Origin of the sequence: Staphylococcus petrasii, assembly GCF_002902565.1 — a bacterium.
In the GTDB taxonomy this organism is placed as follows: Bacteria; Bacillota; Bacilli; order Staphylococcales; family Staphylococcaceae; genus Staphylococcus; species Staphylococcus petrasii.
In genome coordinates this window covers 1-15,569 of record NZ_PPRC01000051.1, presented here as the reverse complement: position 1 = coordinate 15,569, position 15,569 = coordinate 1, and the positions used below count along the sequence as shown (strand labels likewise).

At 31.5% G+C, this 15,569-nt stretch carries 21 protein-coding genes and 2 pseudogenes; 20 read left to right on the top strand and 3 right to left on the bottom strand.

What is annotated here, in order from left to right; all coding sequences use genetic code 11:
- The first annotated feature begins 170 nt into the window (after window positions 1-170).
- Both CD127_RS08485 and CD127_RS08480 read left to right on the top strand, forming a co-directional pair.
- Window positions 171-1,334, top strand: a complete 1,164-nt coding sequence (locus CD127_RS08485; protein ID WP_103366404.1) for an ImmA/IrrE family metallo-endopeptidase — start codon at window positions 171-173, stop codon at window positions 1,332-1,334.
- Window positions 1,335-1,348: 14 nt separating this feature from the next.
- Window positions 1,349-1,852 (top strand): DUF4411 family protein, encoded by a 504-nt coding sequence (locus CD127_RS08480; RefSeq protein WP_167797395.1) that lies wholly within the window; start codon window positions 1,349-1,351, stop codon window positions 1,850-1,852.
- Window positions 1,853-2,237: 385 nt separating this feature from the next.
- Here the strand turns inward: CD127_RS08480 and CD127_RS08475 are convergent, their stop codons facing one another.
- On the bottom strand, window positions 2,238-2,969 hold the full coding sequence (locus CD127_RS08475) for an NAD-dependent protein deacylase (RefSeq protein ID WP_103297698.1): 732 nt from the start codon (window positions 2,967-2,969) through the stop codon (window positions 2,238-2,240).
- 251 nt (window positions 2,970-3,220) lie between these two features.
- Here CD127_RS08475 and CD127_RS08470 point away from each other — a divergent pair, with 251 nt between their 5' ends.
- From CD127_RS08470 to CD127_RS08440, 7 genes and pseudogenes are all read left to right on the top strand, one after another.
- The gene (locus tag CD127_RS08470) at window positions 3,221-3,976 is read left to right on the top strand and encodes a DeoR/GlpR family DNA-binding transcription regulator (protein ID WP_103366402.1); all 756 of its coding nucleotides are present in this window, start codon (window positions 3,221-3,223) and stop codon (window positions 3,974-3,976) included.
- A 248-nt stretch (window positions 3,977-4,224) separates the two neighbouring features.
- Window positions 4,225-4,653 carry a galactose-6-phosphate isomerase subunit LacA gene (gene lacA, locus CD127_RS08465; protein WP_103366401.1) on the top strand — a complete coding sequence of 143 codons (429 nt, stop codon included), beginning with the start codon at window positions 4,225-4,227 and terminating at the stop codon, window positions 4,651-4,653.
- Between the two features lie 17 nt (window positions 4,654-4,670).
- On the top strand, window positions 4,671-5,186 hold the full coding sequence (gene lacB, locus CD127_RS08460; protein ID WP_103366400.1) for a galactose-6-phosphate isomerase subunit LacB: 516 nt from the start codon (window positions 4,671-4,673) through the stop codon (window positions 5,184-5,186).
- A gap of 12 nt (window positions 5,187-5,198) precedes the next feature.
- Complete coding sequence (locus CD127_RS08455; RefSeq protein WP_103366399.1) at window positions 5,199-6,131, top strand: tagatose-6-phosphate kinase; 933 nt, start codon at window positions 5,199-5,201, stop codon at window positions 6,129-6,131.
- Window positions 6,132-6,134: 3 nt separating this feature from the next.
- Window positions 6,135-7,112: a tagatose-bisphosphate aldolase gene (gene lacD / locus CD127_RS08450; RefSeq protein WP_103366398.1), complete on the top strand. Its 978-nt coding sequence runs from the start codon at window positions 6,135-6,137 to the stop codon at window positions 7,110-7,112.
- An 18-nt stretch (window positions 7,113-7,130) separates the two neighbouring features.
- On the top strand, window positions 7,131-7,445 hold the full coding sequence (locus CD127_RS08445) for a PTS lactose/cellobiose transporter subunit IIA (protein ID WP_103297703.1): 315 nt from the start codon (window positions 7,131-7,133) through the stop codon (window positions 7,443-7,445).
- Window positions 7,446-7,450: 5 nt separating this feature from the next.
- Window positions 7,451-7,681: pseudogene (locus CD127_RS08440) on the top strand (PTS transporter subunit EIIC); the annotation flags it as partial.
- 91 nt (window positions 7,682-7,772) lie between these two features.
- Here CD127_RS08440 and CD127_RS08435 read toward each other — a convergent pair.
- Window positions 7,773-8,911, bottom strand: a pseudogene (locus CD127_RS08435) (site-specific integrase).
- A 126-nt stretch (window positions 8,912-9,037) separates the two neighbouring features.
- Entirely contained in the window at window positions 9,038-9,664 is a 627-nt protein-coding gene (locus CD127_RS08430) for a helix-turn-helix domain-containing protein (RefSeq protein ID WP_099797797.1), read from the bottom strand.
- Window positions 9,665-9,807: 143 nt separating this feature from the next.
- On the opposite strand from CD127_RS08430, the gene CD127_RS08425 reads away from it, so the two are divergent.
- The 11 genes from CD127_RS08425 to CD127_RS08375 all read left to right on the top strand — a co-directional run bounded on the left by CD127_RS08425 (window position 9,808) and on the right by CD127_RS08375 (window position 15,444).
- Window positions 9,808-9,999: a helix-turn-helix domain-containing protein gene (locus tag CD127_RS08425; protein ID WP_099797795.1), complete on the top strand. Its 192-nt coding sequence runs from the start codon at window positions 9,808-9,810 to the stop codon at window positions 9,997-9,999.
- Window positions 10,000-10,015: 16 nt separating this feature from the next.
- On the top strand, window positions 10,016-10,279 hold the full coding sequence (locus CD127_RS08420) for a MerR family transcriptional regulator (protein WP_103366397.1): 264 nt from the start codon (window positions 10,016-10,018) through the stop codon (window positions 10,277-10,279).
- Window positions 10,280-10,343: 64 nt separating this feature from the next.
- Window positions 10,344-10,982 (top strand): BRO-N domain-containing protein, encoded by a 639-nt coding sequence (locus CD127_RS08415; RefSeq protein WP_099797791.1) that lies wholly within the window; start codon window positions 10,344-10,346, stop codon window positions 10,980-10,982.
- Window positions 10,983-11,250: 268 nt separating this feature from the next.
- Window positions 11,251-11,562: a type II toxin-antitoxin system toxin TscT gene (tscT, locus tag CD127_RS08410; protein WP_103366396.1), complete on the top strand. Its 312-nt coding sequence runs from the start codon at window positions 11,251-11,253 to the stop codon at window positions 11,560-11,562.
- A gap of 36 nt (window positions 11,563-11,598) precedes the next feature.
- Complete coding sequence (locus CD127_RS08405; RefSeq protein WP_073441633.1) at window positions 11,599-11,934, top strand: helix-turn-helix domain-containing protein; 336 nt, start codon at window positions 11,599-11,601, stop codon at window positions 11,932-11,934.
- Window positions 11,927-12,154: a hypothetical protein gene (locus CD127_RS08400; RefSeq protein WP_103366395.1), complete on the top strand. Its 228-nt coding sequence runs from the start codon at window positions 11,927-11,929 to the stop codon at window positions 12,152-12,154. The genes CD127_RS08405 and CD127_RS08400 overlap by 8 nt, the downstream gene beginning before the upstream one ends.
- A gap of 35 nt (window positions 12,155-12,189) precedes the next feature.
- A complete protein-coding gene (locus CD127_RS08395) occupies window positions 12,190-12,981 on the top strand; it encodes a DnaD domain protein (RefSeq protein ID WP_103366394.1) in 792 nt (263 codons plus the stop codon).
- A 12-nt stretch (window positions 12,982-12,993) separates the two neighbouring features.
- Window positions 12,994-13,791 (top strand): AFG1/ZapE family ATPase, encoded by a 798-nt coding sequence (gene zapE, locus CD127_RS08390; RefSeq protein ID WP_103366393.1) that lies wholly within the window; start codon window positions 12,994-12,996, stop codon window positions 13,789-13,791.
- Window positions 13,792-13,844: 53 nt separating this feature from the next.
- Entirely contained in the window at window positions 13,845-14,687 is an 843-nt protein-coding gene (locus CD127_RS08385; protein WP_103366392.1) for a pathogenicity island protein, read from the top strand.
- Window positions 14,677-14,910, top strand: a complete 234-nt coding sequence (locus tag CD127_RS08380; protein WP_103366391.1) for a hypothetical protein — start codon at window positions 14,677-14,679, stop codon at window positions 14,908-14,910. Before CD127_RS08385 ends, CD127_RS08380 begins: the two co-directional genes overlap by 11 nt.
- A gap of 12 nt (window positions 14,911-14,922) precedes the next feature.
- Window positions 14,923-15,444 carry a hypothetical protein gene (locus tag CD127_RS08375; protein ID WP_103366390.1) on the top strand — a complete coding sequence of 174 codons (522 nt, stop codon included), beginning with the start codon at window positions 14,923-14,925 and terminating at the stop codon, window positions 15,442-15,444.
- Window positions 15,445-15,569 lie beyond the last annotated feature (125 nt).

The window sequence follows — 15,569 nt, the reverse complement described above, 5'->3', positions numbered from 1 at the left end:
TTTGACGTGCTATATTATTTAAATATTAAGAGTATAAAAAATCATTTTATAGTAGTTACCTAATATTTTATAAAGCTATCATAAGTGATTAATATAATGATAATAAACTTTTTTACAATATTAGATATTTTAGTATATAATTATTTTAAGAATATTAGGGAGGTGGTTTGATGACTGCAACATATAAAGTTAATAAAAATGTTCTCAAATGGGCGGTTAATCAAGCAGATATACCATCTCATAAACTAAATGAAGAATTTAAAAATTTAAAAACATGGTTAAATGAAGATTCAGAAATTCCAGTGACTCAAATTGAAAAATTGAGTAAAAAAACAAAAATTCCTTTTGGATATTTTTTTATGGAGACTATTCCTAAAGAAAGTAATAAACTCGCTGATTTCAGAACTATTGATAATTTTGAATTAAAGAAATTGTCTCGTAATTTAATAGATGTAATTAAAGAAATGGAAGCAAAACAAGCATGGATGAGAGATTATCTTATAGAGAATGGCGCGAAACCTTTAAATTTTATTGGAAAATTTAGTCTTAATAATAGTCCTGAGAATGTTGCTGAAAATATTTTTAAAATACTTAATCTTAAACCTTCATGGAATACAGAGTTCAGAAGTTCATATGAATGCTATAAATTTTTAAGAAAAACTATATCTGAAGCTGGTATTTTAGTTATGCAAGGTAGTTTTGTTAAAAATCAAACTCGAAGAAAATTGGACTTAAAAGAATTTAGAGCATTTGTATTAATAGATGATTATGCTCCATTAATTTTTATCAATACCTCCGATTCTGATACAGCTAAATTGTTTTCAATAGTTCATGAATTAGTTCATATTTGGTTAGGGAAAGATGAAATTTATAACTTCAATTATAATTTAAATGAGAAAAATAGTGAGTTTAATAATATAAATCTTGAAAGATTTTGTAATAAAGTTACTGCTAAATTTCTTTTACCTGCGAATAAATTGATTGAACAATATGAAATTAATCCAGATGTATTTGAATTAGCAAAATCTTTTAATGTTAGTCCTCACTTTACAGCAATAAGGTTAAAAGAAGTTAATTTAGTAAATAGTTATACATTTAAAGAGATGTTAAGAAATATAGAAGCAGAGTATAAGAGAATAGAGGATACAAATGGAAAACAAGAAAAAACAAAATTGAATGTTCCGTACTATACTTTGAAAAAAAGCCGTATTGACCGTAGTTTTTTAAGCGCAGTAAAAAATTCAGTTGAGACGGGATATGCTAATTATACTGAAGCATATACTTTAGCTGAAGCAAAAGGTAAAACTTTTAAAAAATTGATGGAGGAGATTTAATGAGTGGTTATTTAATGGATGCAAACAGTTTTATTTCACCAGCTAACAAATACTATAAACATTCAGTTTTTCCCTCCTATTGGGCTTGGCTTGAATCACATATTGGTCAACAAATTTATATTACTAGAGAAATTTTTAATGAGTTAACGGCTCAGTCAGATGAGTTAAAAGATTGGATTACGCAAATACCTTCACCAAATTGTGTAAATCCATCACGAGATCAAAAGACTGTAACAGAATATGGGAAGGTTATGCAGTTTTTAAATACTTCCAGATATTATACGGATGTCTCGGTCAATTTATGGGCAGCGGGGTCTAAAGCAGACCCTTGGATTATAGCATATGCAGTAGCACACGATTTAATAGTTGTGACTGAAGAAAAAAGCAATTTAAATGGCATTATTAATAGCGGAAATCCTACGAAAAAAGAACCTAAAATTCCAGATGTTTGTGAAGCAATGAATATTCCTTGTATCACATTAGATGAAATGCTTCTTCAAATGAAATTAGTGCTATAGAAGCTAATTTAGCTATTTATTCTTGATTTTAACTATCGAATTTACATTTACTATAGTATTGAGGACTAGTAAAATTTTTATTTAGGTAAACATTTTGTGCTAGTGAAATAATTCTAAATTTTTAAATATTATAGTATGGAATAGTCTATATAAAACTCTGAATTAAAAGAATTCTTAAAAAAGCACGTCGTTCTCCACAATTCTCAAAACGTTAATTGCCAAAGCTGTTGCGAATTTATTCGCTTACAGATTTGGTACGCAAATTGCGTCAGCAATTTGTGTTCCATTAGAACGACTCAAGCACTTCTCAATTTCGAGAAGTGCTTTTTTGTATGTAAAAAGGGACTAGAAGTTCATAAAACTTCTAGCCCCTTGAATTATTTTTTTACTTTTTAAATACTTCTTCGACGACTTCTGTCATATCGTTATGAATGACTAAGTCTGCTTTTCTATCGTATGGCGTTTTATCTCGATTAATTATGACTAAATTATCTCCAGTAAAGTTTGAAATAAATCCAGCTGCTGGTTGTACGACTAATGATGATCCTAATACAATGACAGTATCTGCTTTTTGAATTTTATCTAGGGCTTTAAATACAGTAGGTTGGTCCAACATTTCACCGTATAACACGATATCTGGTCGAATAACTTCACCACATTTTTCGCAATATCTTAATTTATGATCCATTACATATGATTTAGAATATTCTTCACCACATTCTATGCAATAAAATCGATTCAATGTACCATGGATTTCATCGATATTTTGACTTCCTGCATCTTCATGTAAGCCATCAATATTTTGAGTGATTACGCCTAATGACTTTCCTTCTTTTTCAAGTTCTGCAATCCACTCATGGACGATGTTAGGTTTTTTATCTGCAACGAGTAAACGTTTATGATAGAAATCAATGAAACTTTCTTTGTTATCATTAAGATGGTCTTTACTTAATAAGTATTCTGGTGAATAGCCATCTTTTGAAATTTCATCAAATAATCCTCCCATTGAACGGAAATCAGGAATACCGCTCGCTACTGATACACCTGCACCAGTGAAAAAGACAATTTTATTTGAGTTATCTATAATTTTTTTAAGTTTTTCAATTTTATTAGCCAAAGTTGTCACCTCATTAAAATTATTGATTTACTGAATAACCTTCACTTTATATATTATAGTACACACATTTTAAAATAACATTTTATTAAATTCTGTCATAATTAAAAGTTATGATACAAAAATATTAGAGTTCAATCGTTGAATGGTATAAAATTAATATGCGCTGAAAATCTTTATAAATTATATGTCTAAAACTATTAGGCATTTTCAAAATAAAAATAACTTAGCATTTGGGGGAAGTGAGGAATTGAATGAATAAATACGATCGTTTAGATGAAATTACTAAACTCGTAAATCAAAAAGGGACGGTTAGAACCAATGAAATCGTTGAGGAACTCAATGTATCTGATATGACGGTTCGACGTGATTTAGCTGAATTAGAAGAAAAGGGATTATTGACTAAAATCCATGGCGGGGCAAGAAGTAATTCAGTCTTTCAATTTAAAGAGAAATCACATCAAGAGAAACATACGCAAAATAAAGAAGAAAAACGTATTGTAGCTCGAAAAGCTGTTAAGCTCATTGAAGAAGGCGACACTATATTTCTCGGGCCAGGGACAACGATTGAATTTCTAGCTGAGGTGATGGAACATCAATCGCTGACAGTCATTACAAATTGTTTCCCAGTGTTTAAAATATTATTTAAAAAACGTTCTATAGATTTCAAAGTGTATTTGCTTGGCGGGGAGATGCGAGAGCTTACTGAATCGTTTGTTGGCGAAATGACGAATACCTTACTTAAAACGAAACGCTTTAGCAAGATGTTCTTTAGTTGTAACGGTATTAAAGAGGCAGACGTGCTTACTTCTACCATCGACGAAGCTTATACGCAACAAATCGCATTAGAACGATCGGTTGAAAAATATTTACTTATTGATTCTTCAAAAATTGAAAAAGAAGACTTTACGCAGTTGTGTAAATTAGAAGATTTAACTGCGGTTGTTCTTGATACCGATGATGAAGAGAGTGTTTCAAAATTAAAATTACATACAGAAGTGATTTATTAATACAGAAATCCTAAGATTGTTTAAATTAAACAGTCTTAGGATTTTTTTAGTTTATAAAAGTTTAATTAAACACAAAAATACATTAATTTGTTTAAAACAACTAAATATCAAACAATATTCAAACATTTATTGTTGATTATTTGTTTGTTTATGTTTATAATTTAATCGTAAAGATTTGAAAGCGCTTTTTCACACAACAAATAAACATAATGCTGTGGAAAGATATCATCTTAAAAAGGAGAATTACTATGGCAATTATTATTGGTTCAGATGTAGCTGGTAAAAGACTAAAAGATGTTGTTAAAGCATTCTTAAAAGAAAACAATCATGAAGTGATTGATGTAACAGAAGGAAAGGACTTAGACTTTGTTGATTCAACATTAGCAGTCGTACATGAAGTTCAAAAAAATGATGAGAATTTAGGAATTGCAATTGATGCCTATGGTGCAGGAAGTTTCATGGTTGCTACTAAAGTTAAAGGCATGATTGCTGCAGAAGTATCAGATGAACGCTCAGCTTACATGACTAGAGGTCACAACAATGCGCGCATGATTACAATGGGTGCACAAATCGTTGGAGATACTTTAGCGCAAAATGTTGCAAAAGAATTTGTAAATGGTCATTACGATGGTGGACGTCACCAAATTCGTGTAGATATGTTAAATAAAATGTGTTAATTGGGAGGATATCAAAAATGAAAATAGCTATTGGTTGCGATCATATTGTAACAGATACAAAAATGGCAGTTTCTAAACATTTAAAAGAACAAGGACATGAAGTAATTGATGTAGGAACATACGATTTCACAAGAACACACTACCCAATCTTTGGTAAAAAAGTTGGTGAATCTGTAACAAGTGGAGAAGCAGATTTAGGTGTATGTATTTGTGGAACTGGTGTTGGTATTAGTAACTCAGCTAACAAAGTGCCAGGCGTAAGAACTGCATTAGTACGTGATATGACTACTGCTTTATATTCTAAAGAAGAATTAAATGCAAACGTAGTAAGTTTCGGCGGTAAAGTCGTAGGTGAATTATTCATCTTCGATATCGTAGATGCTTTCATTAAAGCCGAATACAAACCTACTGAGGAAAATAAAAAATTAATCGCTAAAATCGAACATTTAGAAGCACATAATGATAAACAAGCTGATCCTCATTTCTTTGATGAATTTTTAGAAAAATGGGACAAAGGTGAATATCACGATTAAAGGTGGACTATCATGATTTTAACATTAACACTTAATCCTTCTGTAGATATTTCATATCCTTTGGAACACTTTAACCTTGATACTGTCAACAGAGTGACAAATACAAGTAAAACTGCTGGAGGCAAAGGTTTAAATGTAACACGTGTGTTATCTGAATTTGGCGAAGATGTTGTAGCCAGTGGATTTTTAGGCGGTCAGTTAGGTGAGTTTATTGAACATCAACTTGATGAGAACCAAATCCAGCATTCATTTTTCCAAATAAAAGGTGAAACAAGAAACTGTATCGCTATCCTACATGAAGGTCAACAAACTGAAATATTAGAACAAGGTCCTTCAATTAGTGAAGAAGAAGCTAAAGGTTTCAAAGCACATTTAAGCCATTTGTTCAGCAAAGCTGATGCAATTGCGATGTCAGGAAGTTTACCTAAAGGATTGAATTCAGATTATTATGCAGAAATTATTCAATTAGCTAATCAACAGCACATACCGACAGTCCTTGATAGTTCAGGTCAATCATTAATGGATGTATTGTTAAGCGAAAGTAAGCCTACAGTTATAAAACCAAATATTGATGAATTATCTCAATTATTACAAACCACTGTTACTACAGATATCGATAGTTTAAAAGAAGCGGTCACTCAACCAATCTTCGAAGGTATTGAATGGATTATAGTTTCTTTAGGTGGCGACGGTGCTTTCGCAAAACATCATCAAACTTTCTATAAAGTTAATATCCCTAATATTAACGTTGTAAATCCTGTTGGTTCTGGTGATTCAACTGTAGCAGGCATTACGTCAGGATTAATTCATCAAGATTCTGATAAGGATTTATTAAGAAAAGCAAATACATTTGGCATGTTAAATGCAATGGAAAGTCAAACTGGTCATATCAATGTAAATAAATTTGACGAAATTTTCCAACAAATTGAAGTTATAGAGGTGTAATTCATGACTAAATCACAACAAAAATTATCATCAATTGAACAATTAAGTAATAAAGAAGGCGTTATTTCAGCTTTAGCGTTTGACCAACGTGGTGCTTTAAAAAGAATGATGGCTGAACATCAAACAGAAGAACCAACTGTTGAACAAATTGAACAATTAAAAGTTCTAGTGTCTGAAGAATTAACACAATATGCATCATCAATTCTTTTAGACCCTGAATATGGCTTACCTGCTTCTGATGCACGTAATAAAGAATGTGGTTTATTACTAGCTTATGAAAAAACAGGTTATGACGTAAATGCTAAAGGTCGTTTACCTGACTGCTTAGTGGAATGGTCTGCGAAACGTTTAAAAGAACAAGGCGCTAATGCTGTTAAATTCTTACTTTACTATGATGTAGACGATTCAGAAGAAATCAACATTCAAAAGAAAGCATATATTGAAAGAATTGGATCTGAGTGTGTAGCAGAAGACATTCCATTCTTCTTAGAAGTTCTAACATACGACGATAACATTCCGGATAATAAAAGTGCTGAATTTGCGAAAGTAAAACCTCGTAAAGTTAATGAAGCTATGAAATTATTCTCAGAAGAAAGATTTAATGTTGATGTACTTAAAGTGGAAGTACCAGTCAATATGAATTATGTTGAAGGCTTTGCTGATGGAGAAGTCGTTTATAGCAAAGAAGAAGCGGCACAACATTTCCGTGATCAAGAAGCTTCTACACATTTACCATATATCTATTTAAGTGCAGGTGTTACTGCTGAATTATTCCAAGAAACACTTAAATTCGCTCATGAAGCTGGCGCCAAATTTAATGGTGTACTTTGTGGACGTGCAACTTGGTCAGGTGCTGTAAAAGTTTATATTGAACAAGGCGAAGAAGCAGCTCGTGAATGGTTACGCACTACTGGATTTAAAAATATTGATGATTTAAACAAAGTGTTAGAAACAACTGCAACATCTTGGAAATCTAAATAATTAAAGGAGGTTAACTATATGAATAGAGAAGAAGTACAATTACTTGGTTTTGAAATCGTAGCTTACGCTGGTGATGCGCGTTCTAAATTATTAGAAGCTTTAACTGCTGCTAAAAATGGCGAATTAGATAAAGCTGAGCAACTTGCTGAAGAAGCGAATGAATGTATCGCAAATGCGCATAAAGCTCAAACAAGTTTATTAGCTAAAGAAGCTCAAGGTGATGACATTGCGTATAGCGTAACTATGATGCACGGTCAAGACCATTTAATGACAACATTATTATTAAAAGATTTAATCAAACACCTAATAGAATTATATAGAAGAGGGAGTTGACCCTGATGAATAAGTTAATAGCATGGATAGAAAAAGGAAAACCGTTCTTTGAAAAAATATCTCGTAATATTTATTTAAGAGCGATTCGTGATGGATTTATTGCAGCAATTCCAATTATCTTGTTCTCAAGTATCTTTATCTTAGTAACATATGTACCGAATGTATTTGGCTTCACATGGAGTAAAACAATGGAAGGTATCTTAATGAAACCTTATAACTACACGATGGGTATTGTTGGTTTAAGCTAAAAAAGAGCCGTAAACGTTGATATGAAGCGGTTTACAACTCTTGATGATATGAATTGAATACGTTTTGAATACGTAATTACTAAAAACTAACATAATTTGCGAACTTTTCGGCCACTTTCTCACGCTGCTTTTCTGTGACATGTGCATATATTCCCATTGTCGTTTGTATATCCCCGTGACCTAATCTATCTTGTACCTCTTGGACAGATAAGCCCGCTTCAAATAATAAAGAACAGTGCGTATGTCTAAAGCCATGTACTGTTATCCTTTTAAAATTATTCTTCTTACATATCAAATTCAAAGTTTCATTAGCATATACTCTATTTAGTCGTTTATTCGTTTCTACATTCGTGAATATTTCTTGATGTTTGCTAGATGTATTATGACCGTGTTTAAGAGATAACACACGTTGTTGAGTACGCCACTCTTTTAATACTTCTAATGTCTTACTATCAACGCTGATCGTTCTAATTGATGAACGAGTTTTAGGAGTATCTATTATAAACTGCCTATGATTTAAGCCCTCTGCAAGCGTCTTATTCACGCTTAACGTTTGATTAGTAAAATCTATATCATTCCATGTTAAAGCCATTAATTCGCCCCGTCTAATACCAGTAAAGGCAAGTGTACGAAATAAAGCATGATGTAATACATTATATTTTACAAGCTCTAAAAACTGCTGCAATTCATCACTTGTATAATATTTCATTATTTCATGCTTCTGATTACTTTTCTTACGTGGTGCTTTTATGTGATTAAATGGATTATCAGTTATGATTTTTAAACTAATAGCATACTCAAAGATAGTAGACGCATATATACGCCCCTTTTTCGTCTCTGAATATGTTCGATACCACTCATTCAATACTTTTTGACAATGTGGAACGGTAATATCTTTAATAGCAATATTCTCAAAGTGTGGAAGTATCATCATTTTAAACGTTGTCATTGCTTGCTGATAGGTGCTTTCTTTTACTGTATTTCTATATTGTTCTAGCCAAAGGTCATACACTTGCTTAAACGTCGTTATTTCGTTGTTTAAAAAGCCATTAGCTTGTACTTCTGTTTGCAGCTTAGCCTCTGCAATTTTGGCCTCTCTTTCTGTTTTAAAGCCTCTTCTTGTTGTCCGCTTCTGCTTACGAGTGATTGGATCAATGCCAAGATATGCAACAAACATATAAGCAGTTGAACCATCTTTTTTGTATATTTTTTAATCATGGTAAATCAATCCTTTCTACTTGCCCGCATGCGTTTGATTGGATTGAACACACCTTTGAGAGTGGTTACTCATTGGTGCGGTAATAGTATGTATGAACTCGTAAGTGAAGCGGATGAAAAAATCATTTAAAATTCTTCATCTTCAATTTCTTCAGTTGGCAAACTTTTAATGTAATTCATTAATTCTTTAGTTTGTTCCCAACCAATTCTTTCAGTTTCTTTCATGAATTCATATACTTGGAATACATTAGCACCATAATATTCTTCATCTTCTAGCAATAAGTCATCAATTTTATCTAATAAATTATTTCTTTTTATTCTTTCTTTGGAATAATGTTTTAAAATTTTATTTTCTGATATTACATCTTTAACCAAAAAATAAGCAGTATTTATTAAATCGGGATAATCATTCTTTAGTAGTTCCTCATGTTCCATACTCCAAATTCCTATATTTAAAGCAGTTTTATAAGATAAATTCATATGAGAAAAATGTTTTTCATCTTTTAGTCTTTTTAAAAGTGCAATTGCTTCTTTGTCATTATTAATTGGATAATCTCTTTTATCGCTGTATCTAGTTATATACTCAATTGAAACATCGAAAAATTTAGCCATTTCCTGTAACAAACCAAGTTGAGGGCTTCTTTTACCTGTTTCATACTGGCTTAAAGTATTATCTCTTATATTAAATTCTTTTGCTAATTGTTTTAGTGTCATCCCTTTTTCTTTTCTAAGTTCGGCTATTCTATTGTCCATTTTTGTATTCCTCCTTAAAAATAATTATAACTACAATTCAGTAATAATTCCATATTTAATTCACAAAATGAGAAGTTATATATTGACACTCACAAAATGAGAATTATATAATATTCACATATCGTGAGTGTGGAGGTGGGTATATGTTTGATATTGATGTTGATCTTGCTAAAAAAGTAAGAAAATTAAGAGCGGAAAAAAGGCTTACTTTAGCGATAGCTTCAAACGAAATAGGTATTTCTGCCAAATCTTTGTCTTTAATTGAAAATGAAAAAAAGTCAAAGATAAATAAAACAACATATCAAAAAGTTATGAACTGGTTGATTAATAACTAGTTAAGGAGGTTTCTAAATGAGTACACCGATTTTAAGCGAAGCCGCTTCAATCGAGTTAGCAAACGGTATATTGAAACTTGCCGAACAAATCGCTCAGCAAAAGCTAGAGCAACAACAGAAGCGGTGGCTCAATCAAAGTGAAGTAAGAAAGTTATACAGATGTACGCATAGCGATGTTACCGAGTGGGAACATTTAGGCCTAACTAAGCGTAAACAGGGGCGAAGCTATTACTATGATCGCCAAGAAATAGAAAGATTTTTAGAAAGTCAAAAATATTAAATAAATCTTGCCCGCAGCGAGAGATGTTAAGTAGTAGTATCAGTCAAAAAACTGGAGGTGCTATATGATTAAGCAACTTTTCAAAGGTAGTGAAATTAGATTTATAGAAAAAGACGGGGAACATTGGGCAATAGCAAGTGACGTAGCCACGATATTAGGTTTCAGAGATTCTTTTAATGCAGTCAGAGTATTACCTAATCATGTATGTGCTACTCATAAAATGAGTACCACATCCGAAAAAAGTAAAGCTAGGAAGTATCAAGATTATACTGTTATCAATGAAAAAGGCATTTACAGATTAGTAATGCGTTCTAACAAACCCGAAGCGGAAGCGTTTCAAGACTGGATATGTGACTTACTGATTGAGTTACGTAGAGCAACAGGCTTAGAAGACTATCAAGCCTTTAGAATGTTAGACAAACAAAAGCAAAAAGAAGCGATGAACATTGTTAAAGAGGCTCATAAGAAAGATGATCCAGTCAACTATATTAAAGCTAATATGATAGCTAATAAAACAACTTCAACACTATACGGCTTCAAAAAAGCTATCAAGAAAGACGATATGTCACCGCCAATGTTAGAAGCGAGACAAACCATACTCGATGATGTAGTGGCACTAACACAGGCTAAACAACGTTTTAATTTAGATATTAAAGTTAGTGAACGTATTTACGATAAATACAATGTTAGGACAGATAAATGAAGAGGTGATATTAATGCTTAGATTTATAAACGAACTTATTTGTATAAGTGTAATAACCATATTTATATGTATGTATAGTGAATTTCATTATTCATTAGCGTTTTATGGACTAGCTTCACTAATAGCATTAATCAAATATGAGATTAGAAAAGAACAGATAACTAACAAACGCATATAAGACGTTTAGAGAGTAATTAAGAAACAGATAGGTAAGAAACATCATAATAATATAAACCGCTTCAAAATGAGGCAATTAGGAGGATATAAAATGAATTGGGAAGTTAAAGATTTATTTAGTGATTTGGAAGTATTGAAAGATAGATTTGAGGATTTAAAAGATAGTCACGGTTGGCATTTTGATAAGAGCTACCCTTATGAAACTAATCATGTTTTAAATAAAGATGAAGTGATTAAAGAGGGGATTTCTTACCACGAGAGACGTATTCACAACGATCAGATGCTTGATTTACTACGTCTATATATAGGACAGTTTAGTAATATTCTCGAAAAGTTTTATGAAATAGAAAAAGCGTCTTCTATTCCAAGCGACCAAACCGAAATAGAAAACGCTGATAAATAGTTAGAAAACTAAAAATCTATATGAAAGGTTAACATTATGAACGATAAAAAACAATCAAGTAATGAATTAATTGAGCAACCTAGTTACTACTCTATTTTACCTGCTAACGTAAGATATGACAATCGTCTTAATGATGGCGAGAGAGTAATATTTGCAGAAATCACAGCATTTAGTAACAAGTATGGCTATTGTACTGCTAGCGATGAGTATTTCGCTAGCTTGTATGGTCATAATGAATTAACTATATTAAACAGAATTAACCATTTAAGAAAACTAGGTTACTTAAAGATCACATATAAGTATATAAATAACGTATTACAAAGACAGATAGCACCAGTGTTATATGAAAGTGAGCGTGGTAATTATGAATGATAGATTGATTGATGTTACAGGTGGATATGGAACAATTTATAAGCAAGTCATGAAAGAACCTAAATTAAGTATCGAAGCTAAAGCATTGTATTGCTATTACATGGCTTATGTAAGGGATGACTTTATTCCTAGCGCTACGCAGACATGCAATGATTTGATGATCAGTTACAAGCGTTTTAAAACATTACGGACACAATTATTTGAAAGGGGCTTTTTATAGATTGATAAAAATTAGCAGCAAAGGAGGGCAGAAGATTGGCAACGTATAGAGTGAAAAAAGAAAGTGGTAATTTTGTAACCATTCATAAAGGATTTATACAAGATAGTAACTTAAGTTGGAAAGCTAAAGGCTTACTTCTTTATCTATTAAGCCGTCCAGATGATTGGCAAATATATGAAACTGAATTAATAAAGCATACTAGTGATGGACTAAGTAGTTTAAAAAGTGGCATTAAAGAATTAGAAAAAACTGGATATATTGAACGAAAAAGAAAACGTGATGATAAAGGTAGATTAAAAGAATATGAATATGAAGTATTTGAACAACCTTACCACATGCGAAATTCCTATGTAGGAAAAACCAATGTAGGAAATTCCAACGTTGGAAAAACCTACGTAGGAAAATCGCACACTACTAATAATAATAGTACTTATAATGATTTAACTAATAATAATAGTACTAATAATAACAGTAGTAGTGGTGCAAGCACCACTCAACAACCACCGCCAAATTCTCATAGTAATGTATTTAACTTTTATCAAGAAAATGGTTTTGGAATGTTGCGACCAATTATTGTAGATCAAATTAATAATTGGATTGATGATTTTAACAATAATGAGGATATCGTAATAGAAGCTTTTAAGGAAGCCGCTTCTAATAATGTATTCAAATGGAGTTATGTAAATAGCATATTAAGAAATTGGAGTGAAAAGGGCGTTAAGTCTATTGATGATATAGAAGCACGTAGAAAACAACGTGAAGCAAGTAAAAACAAAACTGAATCTACAAAAACATTCGATAACTCTCAATATGCAGATTTATTTTAGGAGGGAAGATACTTGAAAAGTATTAATGATATTGATTTAAAAAGCAAAATGCGTAGTGAATTGATTGAAGAACAATATAACCTTAAATGTGATAAATGCAAAAATATATATAGTTATCATAAATTCAGAAAGTCAGACGGTACAATTCAAATAATCAGAAACGGGTGCGAGTGTGAATCCATTGAGAAAGGAAAACAAAGCAGAAGCCAACACAAAGCAAATCAAAAACGCTTGAATATTGAAAAAGTATTTAACCAATCCATGATGAATGATGATTTATTAAAAGCTGAATTTGATAATTATAAACCAACTAATAAAAACTTATTAGAAGCTAAGCAGATTCTACAAAAGTATGCAGCTAACTTTAAACCAGACAAACCAAAGTCGCTACTTTTACAGGGGAGTTATGGTATAGGCAAAAGTCATTTAGCTATGTCGGTTGTAAGAGAAGTCAAAAAGAAAGGCTATACAGCTTTATTCTTAGATGTTACTGAATTAGTAAAAGCTTATCGAAATACCTACAACAAGAATGTAGCAATGACTGAAAAAGAATTAGATCAAATGATTAGAGATGTAGATTTGCTTGTAATAGATGATTACGGAACAACAGTAAACGATTATGGCAATGAAAAACTATTTTCACTAACAGACATGAGAACAGGTAAAAGCAACATCATAACAACTAATCGTGAAGCATTAGAACTTTCTAACAATGACGATAAAGCAAAAAGATTTAGTCGTTTGATGAAAAACACACAAATAATAAAAATGCATGGTACAGATTATAGATTAAAAGATTTTAAAGCATAAGTGGTTACGGGTTGAATACCCGTTCCGCTTCTTAGAAAGGAGTAACACATAGTATGGCAAGTCTAAAACAAGCGTATCAACAAGACACAGACGCCGAAGAAATCAAAATGATTAGTGATGATACGTTATTCACAGTTTACAATCCTAAATTTATTGAAGATAAAAAGCAGATGATAGAGGATTATATCGAAACATTATACGAACGCAATACACCAAACATGGTATGTGATCCAGTCACTCAAATGGTTTACTATCAATCGCAAAATTTAGAAAGCTTAGTTATGTATATCATTGAAGAAAAAGAGAAGTTGAGTGCGTTCATCAGAAAAAGTAATAGAAACCTATATCATTTATACGCTGTTTTAGAGGGCTATACAAAGCAAGAACAGATATTTATAAAGAATTACATCAGAAATACAAAGGTGCGTGATAATGAGCTTGTGAGACGCTTTAAAATTGATTTATATAACTATGTCCAAGCTGAAAGAGAGAAAAGGCAAGAAGAACATAACAAAAAGTCATTTAATGCGTACTTAGTGGATAAAGACGACGTAAAGAAAAGACAACAAAAGAAAAAGATTAATAATGGTTATGGTTTAACACTCAATCAAGAGAAAGAGCTGCGATTGATTAAAGAACACGAAGAAGAACGAAATACAGATATAGGGATATTCATTGACTTAATTCAACAGATGAACAATGATGAACTCTTATCTTATGTGTTAGATCGTCATGAATTTAATATCGATAGTTACAATCTCAAAATATTAACTGACGCAGCACTTTATCGCTTGTCATTAAAACAAAGAAAACAAGCCTATAACCATTTAAAAGAAATAACGAGAACACTAATAAATAATCCAATCGAAAAGAGGTTAAAACAATATGAACAATGATGAAATGAATAAATTAAGTGAAGCATTAGAATTATCAGAATCACAAAGATTAGCTTTATATAGTTATAGTGAACGCCAAGCAAAAGAGAAAGCACAAACACAAGAACAAAAGAAAGAATTAAGCAGCTTAGAAAAGCATGAGAAACGCCAACAAATCATGAGCATTAAAGACGCTAACCAACGACAAGAAGAAATAGCGAAGCATGTTGAATTATTTAAATAGGAGGGCTTACCAATGAAAACATTAAAACAAATTGAAGTGCATAAAAAGAATATTGAAAGCTATCAAAAGGATATACAAGCACTAGAACAAGAAGTTAATAGCGAAAAAGAAACGATTGATCAACTTAATGCAGATTATCAAGAATTAGTAGTAAGTGGCCAAGTTGAAAAAGCTGATAAGCTATATACTAAGATTGATAAGCAAGAAACGACACATAAAGCAAAAGTAAAACGTTTAAGCGTTATGAAGCAATCACTGAAACAAGTCATTATTAAAAATTGTAGCAGCATGCAAGAAGAAGCCGATAAATTAAGTGATGAATATATCGAAACATATAAAGACGATTTACAACACTATAACAAGCTCAAAGAAGAACTAACACAAGCAGAACAAAATTTAGAACAACATAATCATGATTATCTACTGAAACAACGTAATTTAAGCCATTATATAGATAGATTAACGAGAGAAAACAATATACAACCAACTGAGTTTATGGGTAGCGTCAATAGTCGCAAACCATTTTATATTTAAGCAATGTAGCCTACTTTTATAGTGGGCTTATTTTATCTGTGAGGTGCATATATGATCCTTAAAAGAATTAGTCACACATTATCCTATCATGAAACTAAAATATCTGAGTATGCTTTACTAACAGA

What these genes read in the sequence shown, in the direction of transcription:
- CD127_RS08375 (WP_103366390.1), top strand. Translation starts at nt 14,923, where the DNA reads ATGAAAACATTAAAACAAATTGAAGTGCATAAAAAGAATATTGAAAGC.
- CD127_RS08420 (WP_103366397.1), top strand. Translation starts at nt 10,016, where the DNA reads ATGAGTACACCGATTTTAAGCGAAGCCGCTTCAATCGAGTTAGCAAAC.
- lacA (WP_103366401.1), top strand. Translation starts at nt 4,225, where the DNA reads ATGGCAATTATTATTGGTTCAGATGTAGCTGGTAAAAGACTAAAAGAT.
- CD127_RS08470 (WP_103366402.1), top strand. Translation starts at nt 3,221, where the DNA reads ATGAATAAATACGATCGTTTAGATGAAATTACTAAACTCGTAAATCAA.
- CD127_RS08405 (WP_073441633.1), top strand. Translation starts at nt 11,599, where the DNA reads ATGAACGATAAAAAACAATCAAGTAATGAATTAATTGAGCAACCTAGT.
- CD127_RS08445 (WP_103297703.1), top strand. Translation starts at nt 7,131, where the DNA reads ATGAATAGAGAAGAAGTACAATTACTTGGTTTTGAAATCGTAGCTTAC.
- lacB (WP_103366400.1), top strand. Translation starts at nt 4,671, where the DNA reads ATGAAAATAGCTATTGGTTGCGATCATATTGTAACAGATACAAAAATG.
- CD127_RS08480 (WP_167797395.1), top strand. Translation starts at nt 1,349, where the DNA reads ATGGATGCAAACAGTTTTATTTCACCAGCTAACAAATACTATAAACAT.
- CD127_RS08415 (WP_099797791.1), top strand. Translation starts at nt 10,344, where the DNA reads ATGATTAAGCAACTTTTCAAAGGTAGTGAAATTAGATTTATAGAAAAA.
- CD127_RS08425 (WP_099797795.1), top strand. Translation starts at nt 9,808, where the DNA reads ATGTTTGATATTGATGTTGATCTTGCTAAAAAAGTAAGAAAATTAAGA.
- lacD (WP_103366398.1), top strand. Translation starts at nt 6,135, where the DNA reads ATGACTAAATCACAACAAAAATTATCATCAATTGAACAATTAAGTAAT.
- CD127_RS08485 (WP_103366404.1), top strand. Translation starts at nt 171, where the DNA reads ATGACTGCAACATATAAAGTTAATAAAAATGTTCTCAAATGGGCGGTT.
- CD127_RS08430 (WP_099797797.1), bottom strand. Translation starts at nt 9,664, where the DNA reads ATGGACAATAGAATAGCCGAACTTAGAAAAGAAAAAGGGATGACACTA.
- CD127_RS08385 (WP_103366392.1), top strand. Translation starts at nt 13,845, where the DNA reads ATGGCAAGTCTAAAACAAGCGTATCAACAAGACACAGACGCCGAAGAA.
- tscT (WP_103366396.1), top strand. Translation starts at nt 11,251, where the DNA reads ATGAATTGGGAAGTTAAAGATTTATTTAGTGATTTGGAAGTATTGAAA.
- CD127_RS08380 (WP_103366391.1), top strand. Translation starts at nt 14,677, where the DNA reads ATGAACAATGATGAAATGAATAAATTAAGTGAAGCATTAGAATTATCA.
- CD127_RS08455 (WP_103366399.1), top strand. Translation starts at nt 5,199, where the DNA reads ATGATTTTAACATTAACACTTAATCCTTCTGTAGATATTTCATATCCT.
- CD127_RS08400 (WP_103366395.1), top strand. Translation starts at nt 11,927, where the DNA reads ATGAATGATAGATTGATTGATGTTACAGGTGGATATGGAACAATTTAT.